16 protein-coding genes and 1 pseudogene are annotated in these 18,445 nt (G+C 67.7%); 8 read left to right on the forward strand and 9 right to left on the reverse strand.

The window, feature by feature from the left end; genetic code table 11:
- Nucleotides 1–78: 78 nt before the first annotated feature.
- The gene (locus AC5WJ1_RS22370) at nucleotides 79–504 is read right to left on the reverse strand and encodes a VOC family protein (RefSeq protein WP_133095602.1); all 426 of its coding nucleotides are present in this window, start codon (nucleotides 502–504) and stop codon (nucleotides 79–81) included.
- Between the two features lie 258 nt (nucleotides 505–762).
- On the opposite strand from AC5WJ1_RS22370, the gene AC5WJ1_RS22375 reads away from it, so the two are divergent.
- Nucleotides 763–1,698, forward strand: a complete 936-nt coding sequence (locus tag AC5WJ1_RS22375) for a LysR family transcriptional regulator (protein ID WP_133095603.1) — start codon at nucleotides 763–765, stop codon at nucleotides 1,696–1,698.
- Nucleotides 1,699–1,720: 22 nt separating this feature from the next.
- Here the strand turns inward: AC5WJ1_RS22375 and AC5WJ1_RS22380 are convergent, their stop codons facing one another.
- From AC5WJ1_RS22380 to AC5WJ1_RS22390, 3 genes are read right to left on the reverse strand one after another with little or no spacing between them, the layout of a single operon-like run.
- On the reverse strand, nucleotides 1,721–2,497 hold the full coding sequence (locus AC5WJ1_RS22380; RefSeq protein ID WP_135703328.1) for an enoyl-CoA hydratase: 777 nt from the start codon (nucleotides 2,495–2,497) through the stop codon (nucleotides 1,721–1,723).
- Between the two features lie 23 nt (nucleotides 2,498–2,520).
- Complete coding sequence (locus tag AC5WJ1_RS22385) at nucleotides 2,521–3,492, reverse strand: Bug family tripartite tricarboxylate transporter substrate binding protein (protein WP_135703327.1); 972 nt, start codon at nucleotides 3,490–3,492, stop codon at nucleotides 2,521–2,523.
- 41 nt (nucleotides 3,493–3,533) lie between these two features.
- Complete coding sequence (locus AC5WJ1_RS22390) at nucleotides 3,534–4,697, reverse strand: CaiB/BaiF CoA transferase family protein (RefSeq protein ID WP_135703326.1); 1,164 nt, start codon at nucleotides 4,695–4,697, stop codon at nucleotides 3,534–3,536.
- 303 nt (nucleotides 4,698–5,000) lie between these two features.
- Here AC5WJ1_RS22390 and argG point away from each other — a divergent pair, with 303 nt between their 5' ends.
- The 5 genes and pseudogenes from argG to AC5WJ1_RS22415 all read left to right on the forward strand — a co-directional run.
- On the forward strand, nucleotides 5,001–6,326 hold the full coding sequence (gene argG / locus AC5WJ1_RS22395) for an argininosuccinate synthase (RefSeq protein ID WP_135703325.1): 1,326 nt from the start codon (nucleotides 5,001–5,003) through the stop codon (nucleotides 6,324–6,326).
- A gap of 128 nt (nucleotides 6,327–6,454) precedes the next feature.
- Nucleotides 6,455–6,637: a type II toxin-antitoxin system HicA family toxin gene (locus AC5WJ1_RS22400; protein WP_135703324.1), complete on the forward strand. Its 183-nt coding sequence runs from the start codon at nucleotides 6,455–6,457 to the stop codon at nucleotides 6,635–6,637.
- 24 nt (nucleotides 6,638–6,661) lie between these two features.
- On the forward strand, nucleotides 6,662–7,051 hold the full coding sequence (locus tag AC5WJ1_RS22405; protein ID WP_135703323.1) for a type II toxin-antitoxin system HicB family antitoxin: 390 nt from the start codon (nucleotides 6,662–6,664) through the stop codon (nucleotides 7,049–7,051).
- A gap of 70 nt (nucleotides 7,052–7,121) precedes the next feature.
- Nucleotides 7,122–8,075 carry a prolyl aminopeptidase gene (gene pip, locus AC5WJ1_RS22410; protein ID WP_135703322.1) on the forward strand — a complete coding sequence of 318 codons (954 nt, stop codon included), beginning with the start codon at nucleotides 7,122–7,124 and terminating at the stop codon, nucleotides 8,073–8,075.
- A gap of 32 nt (nucleotides 8,076–8,107) precedes the next feature.
- Nucleotides 8,108–8,182, forward strand: a pseudogene (locus tag AC5WJ1_RS22415) (glutathione S-transferase family protein); the annotation flags it as partial.
- A gap of 60 nt (nucleotides 8,183–8,242) precedes the next feature.
- Here AC5WJ1_RS22415 and AC5WJ1_RS22420 read toward each other — a convergent pair.
- Genes AC5WJ1_RS22420 through AC5WJ1_RS22430 form a run of 3 tightly spaced genes read right to left on the reverse strand, consistent with a single transcriptional unit; the run spans nucleotide 8,243 to nucleotide 11,481 of the window.
- Nucleotides 8,243–9,457 carry a cation:proton antiporter gene (locus AC5WJ1_RS22420; RefSeq protein ID WP_135703321.1) on the reverse strand — a complete coding sequence of 405 codons (1,215 nt, stop codon included), beginning with the start codon at nucleotides 9,455–9,457 and terminating at the stop codon, nucleotides 8,243–8,245.
- Between the two features lie 20 nt (nucleotides 9,458–9,477).
- Nucleotides 9,478–10,209: a 3-oxoacyl-ACP reductase FabG gene (fabG, locus tag AC5WJ1_RS22425; RefSeq protein ID WP_133095610.1), complete on the reverse strand. Its 732-nt coding sequence runs from the start codon at nucleotides 10,207–10,209 to the stop codon at nucleotides 9,478–9,480.
- Nucleotides 10,210–10,251: 42 nt separating this feature from the next.
- Nucleotides 10,252–11,481 carry an NAD(P)/FAD-dependent oxidoreductase gene (locus tag AC5WJ1_RS22430; protein ID WP_135703320.1) on the reverse strand — a complete coding sequence of 410 codons (1,230 nt, stop codon included), beginning with the start codon at nucleotides 11,479–11,481 and terminating at the stop codon, nucleotides 10,252–10,254.
- A gap of 293 nt (nucleotides 11,482–11,774) precedes the next feature.
- Between AC5WJ1_RS22430 and AC5WJ1_RS22435 the strand changes: the two genes are divergently transcribed.
- Both AC5WJ1_RS22435 and AC5WJ1_RS22440 read left to right on the forward strand, forming a co-directional pair.
- On the forward strand, nucleotides 11,775–12,809 hold the full coding sequence (locus AC5WJ1_RS22435) for an aldo/keto reductase (RefSeq protein ID WP_135703319.1): 1,035 nt from the start codon (nucleotides 11,775–11,777) through the stop codon (nucleotides 12,807–12,809).
- A gap of 260 nt (nucleotides 12,810–13,069) precedes the next feature.
- Entirely contained in the window at nucleotides 13,070–16,336 is a 3,267-nt protein-coding gene (locus AC5WJ1_RS22440; RefSeq protein ID WP_494476962.1) for a transglycosylase domain-containing protein, read from the forward strand.
- Here the strand turns inward: AC5WJ1_RS22440 and AC5WJ1_RS22445 are convergent.
- Both AC5WJ1_RS22445 and AC5WJ1_RS22450 read right to left on the reverse strand, forming a co-directional pair.
- A complete protein-coding gene (locus tag AC5WJ1_RS22445; protein ID WP_195430322.1) occupies nucleotides 16,309–16,560 on the reverse strand; it encodes a GlsB/YeaQ/YmgE family stress response membrane protein in 252 nt (83 codons plus the stop codon). The genes AC5WJ1_RS22440 and AC5WJ1_RS22445 overlap by 28 nt on opposite strands.
- Nucleotides 16,561–16,681: 121 nt before the next feature.
- Nucleotides 16,682–18,238, reverse strand: a complete 1,557-nt coding sequence (locus AC5WJ1_RS22450) for a methyl-accepting chemotaxis protein (RefSeq protein WP_133095616.1) — start codon at nucleotides 18,236–18,238, stop codon at nucleotides 16,682–16,684.
- Nucleotides 18,239–18,445: the final 207 nt, after the last annotated feature.

Consider the following 18,445-nt stretch of genomic DNA (forward strand, 5'->3'; position numbering starts at 1 on the left):
TTCGCCGGTTTCTCCGGCTGGCGGCGCGCATTGTAATCCCGTATGCCGATGCCGCCGGCGAAACCGCACGCGCCGCGCTTACTTCTGCTCGGTGATCAGCATCCACATGACGCCAAAGCGGTCGCTCACCATGCCAAATTGCTCGGCGAAGAAAGTCTTGTCCAGCGGCATCACCACCTGGCCACCTTCCTTCAGGCCGTTGAAGGCATTTTCCACCCCGGCCTTGTCGGCAAAGCTGATTGTCAGCCCGAAGCCCTCGAACTTGGGCTGGTTCGAGCAGCGGCCGTCGGAAGCCATGATCACGCTGTCGCCGATCTGGAATTCCATGTGCATGACTTTGTCTTCCGTTCCCGGAGGCGCCTGGCAGCCGGGGTCGGCCTTTTGCGGCTCGGGATTTTCCTTGAACGTCATCCGCATATTGACCTTGGCGCCAAGGGTCTTCTTGTAGAACTCGACAGCTTCATCGCAACGGCCTTCAAAAAAGAGATAGGGCTGGACTTGCATGACAACTCCTGTAGAGAGAGCCTCCCGGGCGGGGCAGGCAGGAAGAACCTAGCCGGCGTACGGACGATGGCCTCGGGGATCCGGCAACGGGCGCAACGATTTGTGTACGCCGTCCACAATACCTTAGCAAACCAAGTGGCTGGTGTCCACATCAATGCGGGATCGGCCTCGGCTGGGGCGTGCATGCCGGGCTGTAGAATGCCCGCGAACCGTCACTATCCGGCTCTCGCCTGAACACCTTAGACATCCGGAGCTGCCTTGCGTTACGAATTGACCGACCTGCGCCTGTTCCAGGCGATCGCCGATGCACAAAGTCTTTCCGGCGGCGCTTCGGCCACGCATATCACCGCGTCGGCGGCCAGCTACCGGCTGAAGAACCTCGAGCATGCGATGGGCACGCCGCTGTTTGTGCGCACCGCGCGCGGCATGGAGCTGACGCCGGCCGGCGAGACATTGCTGGTCCATGTGCGCGAGCTGCTGCTCGGCGTCGAGCGCATGCACGGCGAGGTGGGCCGTTTCTCGGCGGGACTGAAGGGCAATATCCGGCTGCTGGCCAACAGCAGCTCGCTCAATGGCTTCATCATCCCGAGCGTGAGCCGCTTCCTGCTGGCCAACCCGGACGTGAACATCGACCTCGAAGAACGCGCCAGCCAGTCGATCCTGACCGCGGTCGCGGCGCATGAAGCCGACGTCGGCATTCTCGCCGGCGACTTCGAGACCACCGGCGTGCGCTCGGTGCGCTATGCGCGCGACGAACTGATCCTGGCGGTCGCGGCGGAGCATCCGCTGGCGCGCGAGCCGGAGGTTCGCTTCGGCGCGGCACTGGCTTTCGACTTTGTGTGCATGAGCCGCACCAGCAGCAACTTCCTGTTCCTGCGCGACATGGCGCAGCGCGCGGGCAAGAGCCCTAACGTGCGCCTGCATGCGCACAGCTTCGACGCGGTGCTGTCGCTGGCCGAGGCGGGGGTCGGGGTGGCACTCGTGCCGCGCAGCGTGGCGGCACAAGCGCTGCGCGATGCGCGCGTGGCGGGGGTGCGGCTGGCCGAGCCCTGGGCACTGCGCGAGCTCAACCTGATCGTGCGCGCCGACGGCAAGCTGCCGTCATTTGCCGAGGCGTTCGCGCAGTTCCTGCTCAACGATCCGCGCGTGGTGGCCACGCGCGAGGGCGGCGCCGTGGCCGGCACGGCGCCGTAATAGCGCAACCAGGGCGCGCAGGTCAGCGCTTCCGGTTCAGGAACGTGGCCATATGCTGCTGCGGCTCGCCGGTGTCGAACGCGCTGCCGAATTCCGCCACGCTGTTGTTGATCGAAACATCGACCGGCGCATCTTCCCATTCGCGCAATAAACGCTTCTGCTGACGCACGGCAACGGGACCGAAGCCCGCCAGCAGCGCGGCCACCCGCTCGACCTCCTGGTCCAGCGCATCCAGCGGCACCACGCGGCTGACCAGCCCCCACTGCAGCGCGTCTTCGGCGTTGGCGATCTCGCCCGTGAGCAGCAGCCATGACGCGCGCGCATTGCCGATCAGGCGCGGCATCAGCGCCGCGTGGATCACCGACGGGATGCCGACCTTGACCTCGGGCATGCCGAGCTGCGCATTGTCGGCGGCGATGCGGATGTCGCACGCCAGCGCCAGCTCCAGCCCGCCGCCCAGGCACCAGCCCGGCATGCGCGCGATCACCGGCGCCGGGCAATGGCGCACCGCGTCGCAAAGGCGGCGCAGGCCGCTGATGAATGCCTGCGCGCTGGCGCGGTCCAGCGCGGCCATTTCCTTGATATCGGCGCCGCCGACAAAGCCCTTGTCGCCGCTGCCGCGCAGCACCACCACGCGCACCGCATCGTTGGCGGCCAGCGCCTCGATCGCGCGCGTGACCGAGGCGATCACCGGCGTGCCGAGGATGTTGAGGGAACCCGCGTCGCGGATGGTGACGGTGGCAATGCCGCGCGCGTCGACGTCGACGCCGGCGTATTGTTCCTGGATGGTTTCGCTCATGTCGTTCCTTGCTGGTGGCTGGCTTACTGGAGCCTGGTGAACCGGATATCGTCGACGACCTTCTTCCAGTGCGCATTCTGCCCGCGCACCAGGTCGGAGAAGGCCTGGCGCGAGGTGGGCGCGGGGATCGCGCCCTGCTTCTCGATCGCGGCGATCACGTCGGGTTCGGCCAGCACCTTGCGCACGGCCTGGTTCAGCTTGTCGAGGATGGGGGCGGGCGTGCCGGCCGGCGCGCCGAGCCCGAACCACGACGGGTTGTTCATCGCCGGCAGGCCGGCTTCGGCATAGGTCGGCACGTTGGGCAGCACCTTCAGGCGCTGCTTCGCCGCAACCGCAAGCGGCTTCAGCCGGCCACCCTGGATCAGCGCGGACGACGAGGGGATGTTGTCGAACACGACCTGGATCTGGCCCGCGACCGCATCGTTGAGCGCCGGGCCCAGGCCCTTGTAGGGCACATGCAGCATGCGCGTGCCGGTGGCGTTCATGAACAGCTCGCCGTTCATGTGGCTCAGGCCGCCGTTGCCCGACGAGCCAAACGAGTACTTGCCGGGATTGGCTTTCAGCAGCCTGATGAACGCCTGCAGGTCGGTGGCCGGAAACGACGGGTTGACCACCAGCACGTTCGGCACGTCGGCGAGGTTGCTGATCGGTGCGAAGTCCTTCACCGGGTCATACGCGGTCTTGACGTAGACGTTGGGATTGACCGCGTGCGAGCTTTCCACCTCCATCACCAGCGTGTAGCCGTCGGCGGGCTGCTTGGCGGCATAGGCGCTGCCCACCGCGCCGCCGGCGCCCGGGCGGTTCTCGACCACCACCGGCTGGCCCAGCACCGGGCCCAGATGGGTGCCGACGATGCGGGCGATGATGTCGGTGGTGCCGCCCGCGGCGTAGGGCACGACCAGCTTGATCGGGCGGTCGGGGTAGGCGCTGGCCTGCGCGGCGCCGGCAGTGGCGAGCGCTGCGAACAGGGCAACGGTGGAAAGGACTGGCTTCATCGGTTGTCTCCGGAGCAGGGTTTGTGTGTCTTGCAGGGCAATCAATTCGCGGCGCTCTGCTCGCCCAGCAGCGGCGGCGGCATGAGCGGGCCGTCGTGGCCCGCCAGCATCGGGTTGCGCACCATCGGCACGCGGCCCATGACGGGATGCTCCGCTACCCGCATCAGGCCGCGGTGCTGCACCTGCGGGTGGGCGAAGACTTCGTCCATGGTGTGGATCGGGCCCCAGGGCACGCCGTTGGCGTCGAACGCTTCGGTCCATTCGATGCGCGTGCGCGTGGGGAAAAGCTCGGCCAGCAGCGCGCGCAGCGCCGGCAGGTGCTCGATGCGCGCCGAATTGGTGGCGTAGCGCGGGTCTTGCGCCAGCTCGGGCATGCCCGCCACCGCGCAGAAGCGCGCGAACTGGCCGTCATTGCCGATCGCCAGGATCAGGTGGCCGTCGGCGCAGCGGAACACTTCATACGGCGCGCAGTTGGGATGCGCATTACCGCTGCGCTGCGGGTTCTGACCAGAGACCAGGTAGTTGGCGGCCTGGTTGGCATTCATCGCCACGGCCACGTCGAGCAGCGCGATATCGAGATGCGCGCCCGCACCGGTCGACTGCCGCTGGTACAGCGCGGCCAGCACCGCCGAGGTCGCATACATGCCGGTGCTCAGGTCCACCACCGCCACGCCGGTGCGCAGCGGCCCCGCGCCCGGGGCGCCGTCGGGCTGGCCGGTATAGCTCATCAAGCCGCCCATGCCCTGGAACACGTAGTCATAGCCGGGCTTGTCGGCCATCGGCCCGTCCTGGCCGAAGCCGGTGATCGACAGGTAGACCAGGCGTGAGTTGATTGCCTTTAGGGCTTCGTAGTCGAGCCCGTAGCGACGCAGCGTGCCGACCTTGTAGTTCTCGACCAGCACGTCGGCCTCGCGCGCCAGCTCGCGCACCTGCGCGGCGCCTTCCGGCGTGCTGTAGTCGATTGCCACCGAGTGCTTGCCGCGGTTGCAGCAGATGAAGTACCCCGACAGGCGCGGACCGCCTTCGGTGCCGGCCGGCGCGTCGAGGTAGGGCGGGCCCCAGCCGCGGGTGTCGTCGCCGCGCCGGGGATGTTCGACCTTGGTCACCTCGGCGCCCAGGTCGGCCAGGTTCTGGGTGCACCAGGGACCGGCGAGGATGCGCGACAGGTCCAGGACCCGGATCCCTTGCAGGGCGCGATGCAGCATGACGACTCCGCTCTCAAAACGACGATGCGGCGCAGTATAGGGAGGGGTCCCGGGAGCTAACCAGTCGAGAGTTTTGAAGGGCGCGTTCGCGGCTTTTCAACGCTCCGCCGGGGTGCGGCCCGCGACCCGGCATTGGCCTGCGTTTGGCGCGTGGGCGCTGCCGTGTCACAATTCGCGTTTGGCACTGACTCGGCCCGTGACTCGGCCGGCCGCGTCGCCGTGCTTCCGCGCGCGCTGGCACCCTTCCGGGCGACGCGGCGGGAGCCCGCCCAAGAGCCGACAAATTCACTTAGATTTCTGGCGATGACTACCATCCTGCAGCACATTCCTACCGGCGAGCGCGTCGGTATCGCCTTCTCCGGCGGCCTTGACACCAGCGCGGCACTCCTCTGGATGCGCCAGAAGGGCGCCGTCCCCTACGCCTACACCGCCAACCTGGGCCAGCCCGACGAGCCCGACTACGACGATATCCCGCGCCGCGCCAAGGCCTACGGCGCCGAGGAAGCCCGCCTGGTCGACTGCCGCACGCAACTGGTGGCCGAGGGCATCGCCGCCCTGCAGTGCGGTGCGTTCCACATTTCCACCGCCGGCATCACCTACTTCAACACCACCCCGATCGGCCGCGCCGTCACCGGCACCATGCTGGTCGCCGCGATGAAGGAAGATGGCGTCAACATCTGGGGCGATGGCAGCACGTTCAAGGGCAATGACATCGAGCGCTTCTACCGCTACGGCCTGCTGACCAACCCCGGCCTGCAGATCTACAAGCCGTGGCTGGACCAGCAGTTCATCGACGAACTGGGCGGCCGCGCCGAGATGTCCGAGTTCATGCGCCAGAACGGCTTCGACTACAAGATGTCGGCCGAAAAGGCGTACTCGACCGACTCCAACATGCTGGGCGCCACCCACGAGGCCAAGGACCTGGAGCACCTGGATTCGGGCATCCGCATCGTCCAGCCGATCATGGGCGTGCAGTTCTGGCGCGATGACGTCGAAGTCAAGCGCGAGGAAGTCACCGTGCGCTTCGAGGAAGGCCAGCCGGTCGCGCTGAACGGCCAGACCTTCGCCAACAGCGTCGACCTGTTCATGGAAGCCAACCGCATCGGCGGCCGCCATGGCCTGGGCATGAGCGACCAGATCGAAAACCGCATCATCGAAGCCAAGAGCCGCGGCATCTACGAAGCCCCGGGCCTGGCGCTGCTGTTCATCGCCTACGAGCGCCTGATCACCGGCATCCACAACGAAGACACCATCGAGCAGTACCGCGACAACGGCCGCCGCCTGGGCCGCCTGCTGTACCAGGGCCGCTGGTTCGACCCGCAATCCATCATGCTGCGCGAAACCGCCCAGCGCTGGGTGGCCGGCGCCATCACCGGCGAAGTCACCATCGAACTGCGCCGCGGCAACGACTACTCGATCCTGAACACCACCTCGCCCAACCTGACCTACAAGCCGGAACGGCTGACGATGGAAAAGGGCGAGTCGATGTTCACGCCGCTGGACCGGATCGGCCAGCTGACCATGCGCACGCTGGATATCGTCGATACGCGCGAGAAGCTGCAGACGTACGCCAAGACCGGCCTGCTGTCGACGCAGGTGAGCGCTTCGCTGCCGAAGCTGGAAGACTGAGTGGGGTCGCGCCGGTTGGCACGATTTGCCAGGTAAGCAAAACCGGCGCCTTTGGGTGCCGGTTTTTTTTCGCCGTCTCCGGCAACACCGGCTGGACGGCTCAGCGCGTGTTGTGTAAAGTTGCGCAAATGAAGAGCGCGGACCTGATCAGGCAACTGATGTCCGACGGCTGGTATTTGACGCACATCGTCGGATCGCACCATCAGTTCAGGCACCCCACCAAACCAGGAAAGGTAACGGTGCCTCACCCGAAGAAAGACCTGCCACTCGGCACGGTGCGCAGCATCCTCAAGCAGGCCCGCCTCCGGTAACAGAAAATTTTTTCTGATCGCCCCATGCTATATCCCGTCCATATCGAGCCCGGCGACGCAAAGCACGCCCACGGCATCTCGTTTCCGGATTTCCCCGGATGCTTTTCCGCTGCCGATGACTGGGCGGACATTCCAGCCAACGCGCAGGAGGCTGTCGAAGCCCACTTTGCCGACGGGGAGCCGATTCCCGAACCATCCAGTCCGGAGCGCTGGTTTCATCATCCGCAGTATCAGGGCGGCATCTGGATGCTGGTCGACATCGACTTGTCGCGCGTCAACACAAGAGCCGTACGGGTGAACATCAGCTTGCCAGAGCGCTTGGTCCAGCAAATCGATGATGCTGCCAAAAGCCGGCATATGAGCCGATCGGCATTTCTCGCGCTGGCGGCACAGCACGAGATGGAACAAGGCTGATCGGCGGCTGACGCGATTCCCCATTGCGGCAGCGTACACTGTGGCCTCGAGACCACCGGAGCCACCCCCCATGCCCTCCCTCCGTACCCTCTACCCCGAAATCGAGCCCTACCACTGCGGCACGCTCGATGTCGGCGACGGCCACGTGCTCTATTACGAGCGCGTCGGCACGCCGGGCGCCAAGCCGGCGGTGTTCCTGCACGGCGGCCCCGGTGGCGGGATCTCGGCCGACCATCGGCGCCTGTTCGACCCGGCGCGCTATGACGTGCTGCTGTTCGACCAGCGCGGCTGCGGACGATCGACGCCGCATGCCGGGCTGGAGCACAACACCACGTGGCACCTGGTCGACGATATCGAGCGGCTGCGCGAACTTGCCGGCGTGGAGCGCTGGCTGGTCTTCGGCGGCTCCTGGGGCTCGACGCTCGCGCTGGCCTATGCGCAGAAGCATCCGCGGCGCGTCAGCGAACTGGTGCTGCGCGGCATCTACACGGTGTCGCAGGCAGAGCTGGACTGGTACTACCAGTATGGCGTGTCCGAGATGTTCCCCGAGAAATGGGAGCGCTTCCAGGCGCCGGTGCCCGAAGCGGAGCGCGGCAACATGATGGCGGCCTATCGCAAGCTGCTGACCGGCGACGACAAGGACAAGCAGGTCGAAGCCGCGCGTGCCTGGAGCGTGTGGGAAGGCGAGACCATCACGCTGCTGCCGGATGCCGGCAACAGCGCCAAGCATGACGACAGCCACTTCGCGCTTGCCTTTGCGCGGCTGGAGAACCATTACTTCACGCACCGCTGCTGGCTGGAGGATGGCCAGCTGCTGCGCGATGCGTACAGGCTGGCGGATATTCCCGGGGTCATCGTACATGGCCGCTATGACATGCCGTGCCCGGTACGCTATGCGCATGCCCTGCACAAGGCCTGGCCGAAGGCCGATTTTCACCTGATCGAAGGGGCGGGCCATGCGTGGACGGAACCGGGGATCATGGACCAGCTGATCGCCGCCACGGACCGCTTCGCCGCGGCGTAGTGCTGGCGCGCCGACAGGAGACCACGATGCAGCTCTTCGCACGCGCCGTCGACGAGGCGCGGCCCTATCGCTCGCTCTTTCCGCCGGGCGCGCCGGACCGGGACTGAAAGCAGCCGGCGATCGCCGGCGGCAAGCGACAGGATGCCATTCGCGCCTCCGGCCGCCGCTCAGCGCAAGCGGCCATGTGTCGCGAGCAAGGTCAGAGGACGCGCCAGCAGTGTACTGGCCAGCGCCATCAGCAGCAGCCCCGAGAATGCCGTCGTGCTGATGACGCGCGCGTCCAGCAGCACGGTCAGCACCACCACCTCGACCAGTCCCTTGGTCTGCAGCAGCGCGCCCAGCGCGAGCGACTTGCGCCAGCCCATGCCCGCGCGCAGCGCCGGCAGCGCAACGCCGGCCATCTTGCCGGCAATGGCGACGACCAGCGACAGTGCGGCGATCCACAGCGTCATCGGTTCCTGCAGCGAAATCTCGGTACGCAGCCCGGCGGCAAGGAAGAAGAATGGCAACAGCACCACCACCGTCATCGGTTCCAGCTGCTGGCGCACGCGCTGTGCCGCCTGCGACGGCCAGGCCAGCCCGGCGACGAAGCCGCCCATCACGTGATGCAGCCCGGCCAGCTCGCCCAGGAATGCCGACGCCAGCACCAGGAAGAAGGCGACCGCCAGCAGTAGTTCCGTCTCCTGCGCGCGGCGCAGCAGCCAGGCGAGCGCGGGGCGCACCACGCCGAACATGAAGGCGAGGTAGGCGCCGGCGCGCACTCCGGTCACCAGCGCGCTGGCGCCTTGCTGGCTGCCCTGCTGCAGCAGCACCAGCGTCAGGAACAGCCACACCCACGCGTCATTGACCGCCGCGCAGCGCAGCGCGAGCTGGCCCAGCGGCGTGCCGGTCAGCCGCATCTCGCGCAGCAGCGCGCCTAGCACGGGCAGCGCGGTGACCGCGGTGCAGATCCCCATCGCGCAGGCGAACCAGTAGGGATCGGCATGCTCGCCCGCCACCGGCCAGCCGGCGCGGATCATCCACCATCCCGTCACGCCGCCGAGCACGAACGGCGCCGCGATGCTGCCCAGCGAGATGCGCAGGGTGTCATGCCAGTGCGTCGTCGCCGCGTCTTCGCGCAAATGCAGGCCGGTCAGGAAGCAGAACAGCGTCACGGCGAGCCATTGCAGGCCGGACAGCATCGGCAGGTGATCGGGGCCGAACAGCGCCGACCAGCGCTGGGGCGCCAGCTGGCCGAACACCGACGGCCCGAGCAGGATGCCGGCCAGCACCTGCACCGCCACCAGCGGAAAGGCGGCCTGCAGGCCCGCGCCGCGCCACAGCAGGTAGGGAAGCGCCACCACCAGCATGGCCTGCAGGAAGAAGATGCTTACCGCGTTCATCGGATCTCCCCGGCCATGCCTTACCCGAACATCCCGCCGTTGACCGAAATCACCTGCCGCGTGATATAGCCGGCATCGGGCGACAGCAGGAAGGCGACGGTGGCGGCAACCTCGTCCGGCGTGCCCATGCGCCGCGCCGGGATCAGGCGCAGCGCTTCCTCGCGCACGTGCGCCTCGACCATGTCGGTGTCGATCAGGCCGGGCGCGACGCAGTTGACCGTGATGGCGCGCTTGGCCAGTTCGATGGCGAGCGCCTTGGTGGCGCCGATGATGCCCGCCTTGGCGGCGCTGTAGTTGGCCTGCCCGCGGTTGCCGACCAGTCCGGAGACCGACGACAGCGTGACGATGCGGCCAGGCTGGCGGCGCTGCACCATCGGCATCACCACCGGGTTGAGCACGTTGTAGAAGGCATCGAGGTTGGTGTGCACCACCTCGTCCCATTCGGCGCCGGTCATGGCCGGGAAGGCCGCGTCGCGGGCCAGCCCGGCATTGCAGACCACGCCGTAGTAGCAGCCGTGCGTGGCGATGTCGGCCAGCAGCGTGGCCGCTGCCTCGTCGCGGCGGCTGACGTCGAAGCACAGCACGCGCGACCTGCTGCCATGGGCGCGCACCGCGTCGGCCACGGCTTCGGCTTCGTCGCGGCGTGCGCGGCAATGGACCACCACGTCATAGCCATCGCGCGCCAGGCGCAGCGCGATGGCGCGGCCGATGCCACGCGACGATCCGGTGACCAGTACGGTCGGATTGGTCATGCTTGTTGTCCTTGCAGAATTGCCATGCCGGCTCGGCGGCGGTCAGACGTTGCAGAATTCTTCCAGCACCGCCATGCGGCGGCGCGGATCGGCGACGAACGGGTTGTTGCGGTCCCAGGCATATCCGGCCAGCACCGCGCTGATCATGCTGCGGATCTCCGGCGTGGCATTGGGGTAGAAAATCAGCTTCTGGAAGCGGCCTTCATACCATGCTTCGACAAAGACGCGGAAGCAATCCACGCCCGCTCGCAGCGGCTGCGCGAAATCCTTCTCCCAGTCCACCGCTTCGCCGCCGAGCTGGCGCACCAGGCACTCCACGGCCAGGCTGGCCGACTTGAAGGCAATGGTGACGCCGGAGGAAAACACCGGATCGAGGAATTCGCCGGCATTGCCGAGCAGCGCGTAGCCATTGCCCCACAGCGAACTGACGTTGGCCGAATAGCCCGCGATCTGCCGCGCCGGGGTGTCCCAGCAGGCATCGGCAAGCAGGCTCGCCAGCCCGGGCTCCTCCGCCACCAGCGCGCGCAGCCGCTCGGTCTCGGTGCCGGTGTAGTTGTCCAGGAACGCCTTCTCCGCCACCACGCCGAGCGAGCAGCGGCCGTCCGAGAACGGGATGGTCCAGTACCAGACATCCGGGTGCTGCGGATGCACGCTGATCAGGATCTTGTTGCGGTCGAAGCCCCCCGGCGCGATCCGGTCCTCGACATGGGTGAAGAGCGCGCTGCGCACCGGGAAGCCCGACGGCGACTCCAGCTTGAGCAGGCGCGGCAGGATGCGGCCGAAGCCCGAGGCATCGAGCAGGAATTTCGCGCGCACCCGGTACCGGCTGCCCTCCGGCGCGCGCACCGTCACCTCGGGCTGCGCGCCGCTGACATCGACGTTCTCGACCAGATGCGCGAAACGGACCTCGGCGCCCTGGCGTGCCGCCTCGCGGATCAGCACATCGTCGAAGCGGGCACGCTGCACCTGGTAGGTCGTGCCCCAGCCGGGAGAGAATTTTTCGCGGAAGTCGAAGGCGGTGTGCTGGCCGGCGCGGGAGAACGCGGCGCCGTTCTTGTACTGGAAGCCGGCTTCGACCACCGCGCGCAGCATGCCGGCGCTTTCGATATAGGCCATGCTCTGCGGCAGCAAACTCTCGCCGATCGAAAAGCGCGGGAAGATTTCCTTCTCGATCACCAGTACCGGGATTCCGTGCTTGCGCAGCAGGCCCGCCGCGACCGAGCCGGCCGGGCCTGCGCCGATGATGACGACATCCGTGGTTTCCGTTTGCATGGTGTCCGATCCTTGTTCCTGGTCAGGCCGGCGGGGTGGGCGCCGCCGGCAAACGCAAGAATATGGCGGTAAATCGTCGCCAGTTGGCGTTCCAGCAACATCTTGAAACCATTTCAGGGCGCTGTCGCGCGGAATCGGGTGTGCAGCAAAGGTGCTGCAAGGGGTGCAATAAAAAGCGCATGGCGGCCGCGTTTATTTCGCTGCCCGCCATCTGACGGTGCGCTTGCCGGCAAGCCTGCCCAACTCCCGGCAAAATGTGGGACCGTGGTCACACCCCCCTTCCGGAGAATCCCATGCCAGCCACCACCATGCCCTACCGCCGCCTCGGCGTCAGCAACCTGCGCGTTTCAGCGCTGTGCCTGGGCACCATGATGTTTGCCGACCAGACCGACGAGGCCGAGGCGGCGCGCATCGTTGCCAGCGCGCGTGACCACGGCGTGAATTTCATCGATACGGCCGATGTCTACACCAAGGGCGCGTCGGAGCAGATGGTCGGCCGGCTGCTGACCGCGAACCGCCACGACTGGGTGCTGGCGACCAAGCTCGGCAACGTAATGCAGCCCGCGCCCAACCACTCGCACTACTCGCGCGTGTGGATCACGCGCGCGGTCGAGGACAGCCTGCACCGGCTCGCGACCGACTACATCGATATCCTCTACCTGCACCGCGACTATCCCGGCGAGAACCTGGAAGAGGCGGTCCGCGCGATGGGCGACCTGGTGCGCAGCGGCAAGATCCGCTACTGGGCGGTGTCGAACTTCCGCGGCTGGCGCCTTGCCGAGATCGCGCGGCTGTGCGGCGAGCTGGGCGTGCCGCGCCCGGTGGCCTGCCAGCCGTACTACAACCTGCTGAACCGCCTGCCCGAGGTGGAGATCCTGCCGGCTTGCGAGCACTACGGCCTGGGTGTGGTGCCCTACAGCCCGGTGGCGCGCGGCGTGCTGACCGGCAAGTACGCGCCCGGACAGGCGCCGGAACAGGGCACGCGCGCCGGCCGTGCCGACCGCCGCATGATGGAAACCGAATTCCGCGAGGAATCGCTGGTGATCGCACAGCAACTCAAGGCGCATGCCGAGGCGCGCGGCCTGACGCCGGGGCAGTTCGCCACGGCGTGGGTGCTGGCCAACCCCATCATTTCGTCGGTTATCGCGGGGCCGCGCACGCTGGCGCAGTTCGAAGATTACTTCGGTGCGCTCGGGGCTGCGATCACGCCCGACGAAGAATCGATGATCGATGCGCTGGTCGCGCCGGGGCATGCGTCGACCCACGGCTACAACGACCCGGGCTACCCGTTCGGGGGACGGCCGGTGGCACGCGCGCAGCAGGCATGACAGCGACGCACGCCGGCGGTGCAGGGCACGCCGGCATGTGGCGCAAGCGCGTCTCCGAATGACGCGCGTTAGCGACGGCGCGATGCAGGGCGAGGGTCAATAACGCCATGACCTCGCGCATGCTTGATGCACGCCGGCCAGACTCCTACTAATATCAAGACAGGCGGCACGCGCAATGCGCGTGCCGCGAGAACATTGCGCTTCGAGCTGGTGCGCGGATTCCGATGCGCGCAACGCCGGCCAAACAGGGAAGCCCAAACGTGTCGCGTCGTGGCTGGATTTTCGCTGGCTTGGCGGTCGCCCTCACCGGGGGCGTCTACGTCGTGTATAGCTTTGTCGCGAGCGAAGTGCGCAATTCGCACTGGCAGGCGCGGCTCATCGGCGAGCTCGGCCAGCGGCTGACCTTCGAGATCCAGCCTGGCGCCAGCGACAGCATCCGCTTTCCGCATTCCGGTCCTTACGACGCACGCATGGGCTACGGCCTGCTGCCGCAGTTCGCGCAACGGCTGCAGCAGCGCGGCTACGTTCCCGCCGAGCAGGCGCGCATGTCGCCCGACATGGTCAGGCTGATGGACCAGGGCTTGTTCGCGCCGTACCGCGAGAAGAACCAGGCCGGCCTCCTGCTGCGCGACTGCAACGGGCTGACGCTGGCGTTCGAGCGCTATCCGCAGCGCCAGTATCCCGACTTCGCCACGGTGCCGCCGCTGCTGGTGAGCGCGCTGCTGTACGTCGAGAACCAGGGCCTGCTCAACCCCGAATACCCCAACATGAACCCGGCGCTGGACTGGCGCCGGCTGTCGCGCGCGGTGCTCGACCAGTTCATCCGGCTGGCCGACCGTTCGCACGACGCGCCCGGCGGCAGCACGCTGGCCACGCAGATCGAGAAGTACCGGCACTCACCCGAAGGACGCACCGCGTCGATCCCCGAGAAATTCCGGCAGATGGCATCGGCGTCGTTGCGCGCTTACCTGGACGGACCCGACACGCAGCGCGCGCGCGAGCGCATCGTGGTCGACTACCTCAACACCGTGCCGCTGTCGGCGCGCGAGGGCTTCGGCGAGATCAACGGCATCGGCGACGCGCTGTGGGTGTGGTATGGCGAGGACTTCGGCGAGGTCAACCGGCTGCTCAAGGAAATGGACCAGCGCGCGCCCGAGCCGCGCCAGGCGCAGGTATTCAAGCGAGCGCTGTCGCTGATCATCTCGCAGCGCCGGCCGTCTTACCATTTGCGCCGCGACGACACCAACCTGGATGCGCTGACGGCCAGCTACCTGCGCTTGCTGGCCGCCAACAGCGTCATCACCGCCGAGCTGCGCGACGCGGCGCTGGCGCAGCCGCTGGACAAGGCCGCGCCGCCGCAGCGCGGGCCGCAGGAGCCGTTCGTCACGCGCAAGGCCGTCAACCGCGTTCGCGCCGATGTCACCCGCCTGACCGGCGTGGAAAGCCGCTACGACATGGACCGGCTCGACCTGACGGTCGACAGCACCATCAACCGCGAGGCGCAGCGCATCGTCACCGAGACGCTGCAGCGCGTGAACAACAAGACGGACGCGCGCGCCATGGGCCTGTACGGCCATAACCTGCTGCGCGACAACGACGACCCGTCGAAGCTGATGACCAGCTTCACGCTGTTCGAGCGTGTCGGCAACGCCAACGTGGTGCGGGTGCAGGCCGACAACATCGACCAGCCGTTCGACATCAACAGCGGCGCGCGGCTGAACCTCGGTTCGACCGCCAAGCTGCGCACGCTGGTGACCTACCTGGAAATCGTCAGTGAGCTGCATGCGCAATACGCCGGCATGGGCCGCGCCGAACTGGCCGGGGTGCGGCTGGCACGGCAGGATGTGCTTGCCCACTGGGCGGTGGATTACCTGTCCAAGGCGAAGAAGCCCGAGGAGCGCGAACTGATGGCGATGCTCGAGGCCGCGATGGAGCGCAAGTACTCCGGCAGCGCCGGGGAAGGCTTCTACACCGGCGGCGGGCTGCAGAGCTTCACCAACTTCGAGCGCTCGGCGGGCGAGCGCAACATGACCGTGCGCATCGCGTTCCAGCATTCGGTCAACCTGGTCTTCATCCGCATGATGCGCGACATCGTGCGCTACGAGACCTTCCACGCCAATCCGGACATCGGCGACCTGTTCGAGGACCGCAACGCCCCGGGCCGGCGCGAGTACCTGGAGCGCTTTGCCGACCAGGAAGGCAGCGCCTACATGGTCAACTTCTACCAGCGCTACCGCGGCAAGACTTCCGAGCAGCGGCTGGATACGCTGCTGGGCCGCGTGCGCATGACCATCCCGCACATCAACGCGGTGCGCATGTCGGTGACGCTGCTGAGCGCGCGCCCCTACCTGGACGAGGACAGCTATATCCGCATCATGCGCGCGCGCCTGGGCGACAAGCAGCTCGCCAAGGAAGACCTGCCCGCGCTGTACCGCAAGTACGGCAAGGACAAGTTCAACCTGAACGACCGCGGCTACCTGTCACGGGTGCATCCGCTGGAACTGTGGATGGTGGAGTACCTGGACCAGCACCCCGACGCCACGCTGACGGAGCTGCTGCGCGCCAGCACGGCGGAGCGCCAGGAAGTCTACAAGTGGCTGTTCAAGACGCGCAGCAAGGCGGGCCAGGACAACCGCATCCGCACGCTGCTGGAGCAGGACGCCTTCACCCGCATCGCCAGGCGCTGGCAACGGGTGGGCTATCCGTTCGATTCGCTGACGCCGTCGTACGCCAGCGCGATCGGCGCGGCGGGCGACCGTCCGGCGGCGCTGGCCGAGCTGGCCGGCATCCTGCTGGCCGGCGGCGTGGCCACGCAGAGTGCAGCGGTGCGCAGCCTGGCCTTTGCCGACGGCACGCCCTACGCCACGCGCTACGTGCTGCAGCCGGGCCCGGGCAAGCGCGTGCTGCCGGCCGAGGTGGCCGAGCTGGCGCGGCGTTCGATGCTGGACGTGGTGGAACGCGGCACCGCCAAGTCGATCCGCGGCGCTTTCACGGTGCCGGGCCGCGACGGCGGGTCGCTGACGGTGGCGGGCAAGACCGGCACCGGCGACCAGCGCTTCCAGGTGTACGGGCCGGGCGGGCGGCTGATCTCGTCGCGCTCGGTGAACCGCTCGGCGACGTTCGTCTTTACGCTGGGCGAGCGCTTCTTCGGCACCGTGGTGGTCAATGTGCGCGAGCCGTACGCGGTGCGCTACAGCTTTACCAGCGCGCTGGCGGTGCGGGTGCTGCGCGCGATCGCGCCGCAGGTGGCGGCGATGGCGCCAGGCGGCGACCGTGCGCTGCTGCGCTGCCGTGATGCGGCGCCGGGCCTGCGCATGCCGCGCGTGCCGACCATGGCGTCACCGGCCGAAGCCGTGCCGGGCGCCAGCATGGCGCAGGGGCTGGAAGCCCCGCAGCCCCGCGCCGACGCGGTGGCTCAGCCCGCGGCGCCTGCGCCGGCCAAGCCCGAAGCGCCGAGCCTGGCCGACGCCAACGATGCCATCACCGTGCGCAAGGCCAGTCAGCCCTTGCGGCGGACCATGCCGTAGATCACCAGCAGCACGATCGCGCCGATCACCGAGGCGATCCAGCCGGCCGGTTGGCCCGGCTGGTACCAGCCCATCGCGCGGCCGACGTAGCCGGCCACCACCGAGCCCAGCACGCCCAGGATGATGGTCATGATCCAGCCCATCTTGTCGTCGCCGGGCTTCACGGCCCGTGCGATCAGTCCGACGATGAGGCCAACGAACACGGTGCCGATGAATGCCATCATGGTGCGCTCCCGGTAGTGGACTGCTTAGGATGGGGGCCGGCTGCATGGTGCAGCCGGCTGCGCTTCATGATACACGCAGCCGCCGGCCGCGTATGACGCTGACGTGACAGCGCCGCTGCGGTCAGGCGCGCGCCAGCCGGAACTGGCCGACGGCCCGGTGCAGCATGTCGGCCTGGTCCTCCAGCGACGCCGCCGCGGCCGCCGCCTCTTCCACCAGCGCCGCGTTCTGCTGCGCCATCTGGTCCATCTGCGACACCGCCTGGTTGACCTGCTCGATGCCGCCGGTCTGCTCCTCGGTGGCGGCCCGCATCTCGCCCATCAGGTCGGTCACGCGCTTGACCGCTGCCACGATCTCGTCCATCGCCTTGCCGGCGCTTTCCACCAGCACCGCGCCGTCTTCCACGCGCTGCGCCGAGTCGCCGATCAGCGCCTTGATCTCCTTGGCGGCGGTGGCGCTGCGCTGCGCCAGCGTGCGCACCTCGCCGGCCACCACGGCAAAGCCGCGGCCCTGCTCGCCGGCGCGCGCGGCTTCCACTGCGGCGTTCAGCGCCAGGATGTTGGTCTGGAAGGCAATGCCCTCGATCACGCCGATGATGTCGGCCACCTTGCCCGAGGCCTGCTTGATCTCGCCCATGGTGCCGACCACCTGGTTGACGATGGTGCCGCCGCGCACGGCGATGTCCGAGGCACCCTCCGCCAGGCGGCTGGCCTGGCGCGCGTTGTCGGCGCTCTGGCGCACGGTGCTGGTGAGCTGCTCCATGCTCGCCGCGGTTTCCTGCAGCGAGGCGGCCTGCTCTTCGCTGCGGCGCGACAGGTCGGCGTTGCCCGCGGCGATCTGCTTGGCGGCGCCGGCGATCGAATCGGCCGAGCCGCGGATGCTGCCGATCGCGCCGGTCAGGCGCGCCTGCATGCGCTGCATCGCGAACAGCACGCTGTGCTCGTCGCCCGGGCGCACTTCGACATGGCCGGCGAGGTCGCCCTCGGCAATGCGGCCGGCGATCTGCGCGGTGGCCGCCGGCTCGCCGCCGAGCTGGCGGTGCAGGCTGGCGGAGACGCGCACCATCACCAGCGACATCAGCGCGCCGACCGCCAGCAGCAGGCCCAGCGCCTTCCACAGCTCGGCGCGGAACGCCGCCTCGATGTCATCCAGGTACAGCCCGGCGATAAAGTTCCAGTCCCACGGGCGGAAGTTGGCCACGTAACTCAGCTTCGGCTGCGGCGCCTCGGCGCCCGGCTTGGGCCACAGGTATTCGACGAAGCCCTTGCCGGCACCCTTGCCGATAGCGGCGATATCGCGGAACAGGTAGACGCCGTTAGGGTCCTTCATCCCCTCCATCGCCTTGCCGTTCATCTCCGGCTTGAACGGGTGCATCAGCACCACGGTGTCGGAGCGCATCAGCGTGAAGTAGCCGTCGGCGCCGAAGCGCATCGCACGCACGCGCTCGATGGCCTGCTGCCTGGCCTCGTCGGCGGGCAGCTTGCCGGCCCTGGCCAGCGCTTCGTACTCGGCCACCACCGAGACCGCGGTGTCGGTGACGTGAGCCAGGTCGAGCCGGCGCTCATCCATGCGCAGCGTGCGTATGTGCCAGGCGTTCCACAGCGTGATGCCGAGCAGGCAGACCCAGCTCAGCACCAGCGGCAGCATCAGTTTTTTCTTCAGGCTCAGGTTGTCCAGCATGCTTTCCATTCCTCCTTCAGCGCATTGCGCATTGCTCATCGGTGACACGCATCTGCGGCGTCATTCGTGGTTGGCGCCTGTCCGGGCATGCGTGTGCGTCTGCGGGCTAACGGCGGGGCAGGAAACTAACTTGATTGGGGTAATACCGTCCATGGAAGCTGTGTGGTTGTTTGGCTTTAATACATTTGCCTTATAAGTGCTGTAGTG

The organism is Cupriavidus sp. MEYA8, from assembly GCF_059278825.1.

Excerpts from the sequence above, each read along its gene's own strand:
- AC5WJ1_RS22370 (WP_133095602.1), bottom strand. The coding sequence starts at position 504 with ATGCAAGTCCAGCCCTATCTCTTTTTTGAAGGCCGTTGCGATGAAGCT.
- AC5WJ1_RS22380 (WP_135703328.1), bottom strand. The coding sequence starts at position 2,497 with ATGAGCGAAACCATCCAGGAACAATACGCCGGCGTCGACGTCGACGCG.
- AC5WJ1_RS22385 (WP_135703327.1), bottom strand. The coding sequence starts at position 3,492 with ATGAAGCCAGTCCTTTCCACCGTTGCCCTGTTCGCAGCGCTCGCCACT.
- AC5WJ1_RS22390 (WP_135703326.1), bottom strand. The coding sequence starts at position 4,697 with ATGCTGCATCGCGCCCTGCAAGGGATCCGGGTCCTGGACCTGTCGCGC.
- argG (WP_135703325.1), top strand. The coding sequence starts at position 5,001 with ATGACTACCATCCTGCAGCACATTCCTACCGGCGAGCGCGTCGGTATC.
- AC5WJ1_RS22400 (WP_135703324.1), top strand. The coding sequence starts at position 6,455 with ATGAAGAGCGCGGACCTGATCAGGCAACTGATGTCCGACGGCTGGTAT.
- AC5WJ1_RS22405 (WP_135703323.1), top strand. The coding sequence starts at position 6,662 with ATGCTATATCCCGTCCATATCGAGCCCGGCGACGCAAAGCACGCCCAC.
- pip (WP_135703322.1), top strand. The coding sequence starts at position 7,122 with ATGCCCTCCCTCCGTACCCTCTACCCCGAAATCGAGCCCTACCACTGC.
- AC5WJ1_RS22420 (WP_135703321.1), bottom strand. The coding sequence starts at position 9,457 with ATGAACGCGGTAAGCATCTTCTTCCTGCAGGCCATGCTGGTGGTGGCG.
- fabG (WP_133095610.1), bottom strand. The coding sequence starts at position 10,209 with ATGACCAATCCGACCGTACTGGTCACCGGATCGTCGCGTGGCATCGGC.
- AC5WJ1_RS22430 (WP_135703320.1), bottom strand. The coding sequence starts at position 11,481 with ATGCAAACGGAAACCACGGATGTCGTCATCATCGGCGCAGGCCCGGCC.
- AC5WJ1_RS22435 (WP_135703319.1), top strand. The coding sequence starts at position 11,775 with ATGCCAGCCACCACCATGCCCTACCGCCGCCTCGGCGTCAGCAACCTG.
- AC5WJ1_RS22445 (WP_195430322.1), bottom strand. The coding sequence starts at position 16,560 with ATGATGGCATTCATCGGCACCGTGTTCGTTGGCCTCATCGTCGGACTG.
- AC5WJ1_RS22450 (WP_133095616.1), bottom strand. The coding sequence starts at position 18,238 with ATGCTGGACAACCTGAGCCTGAAGAAAAAACTGATGCTGCCGCTGGTG.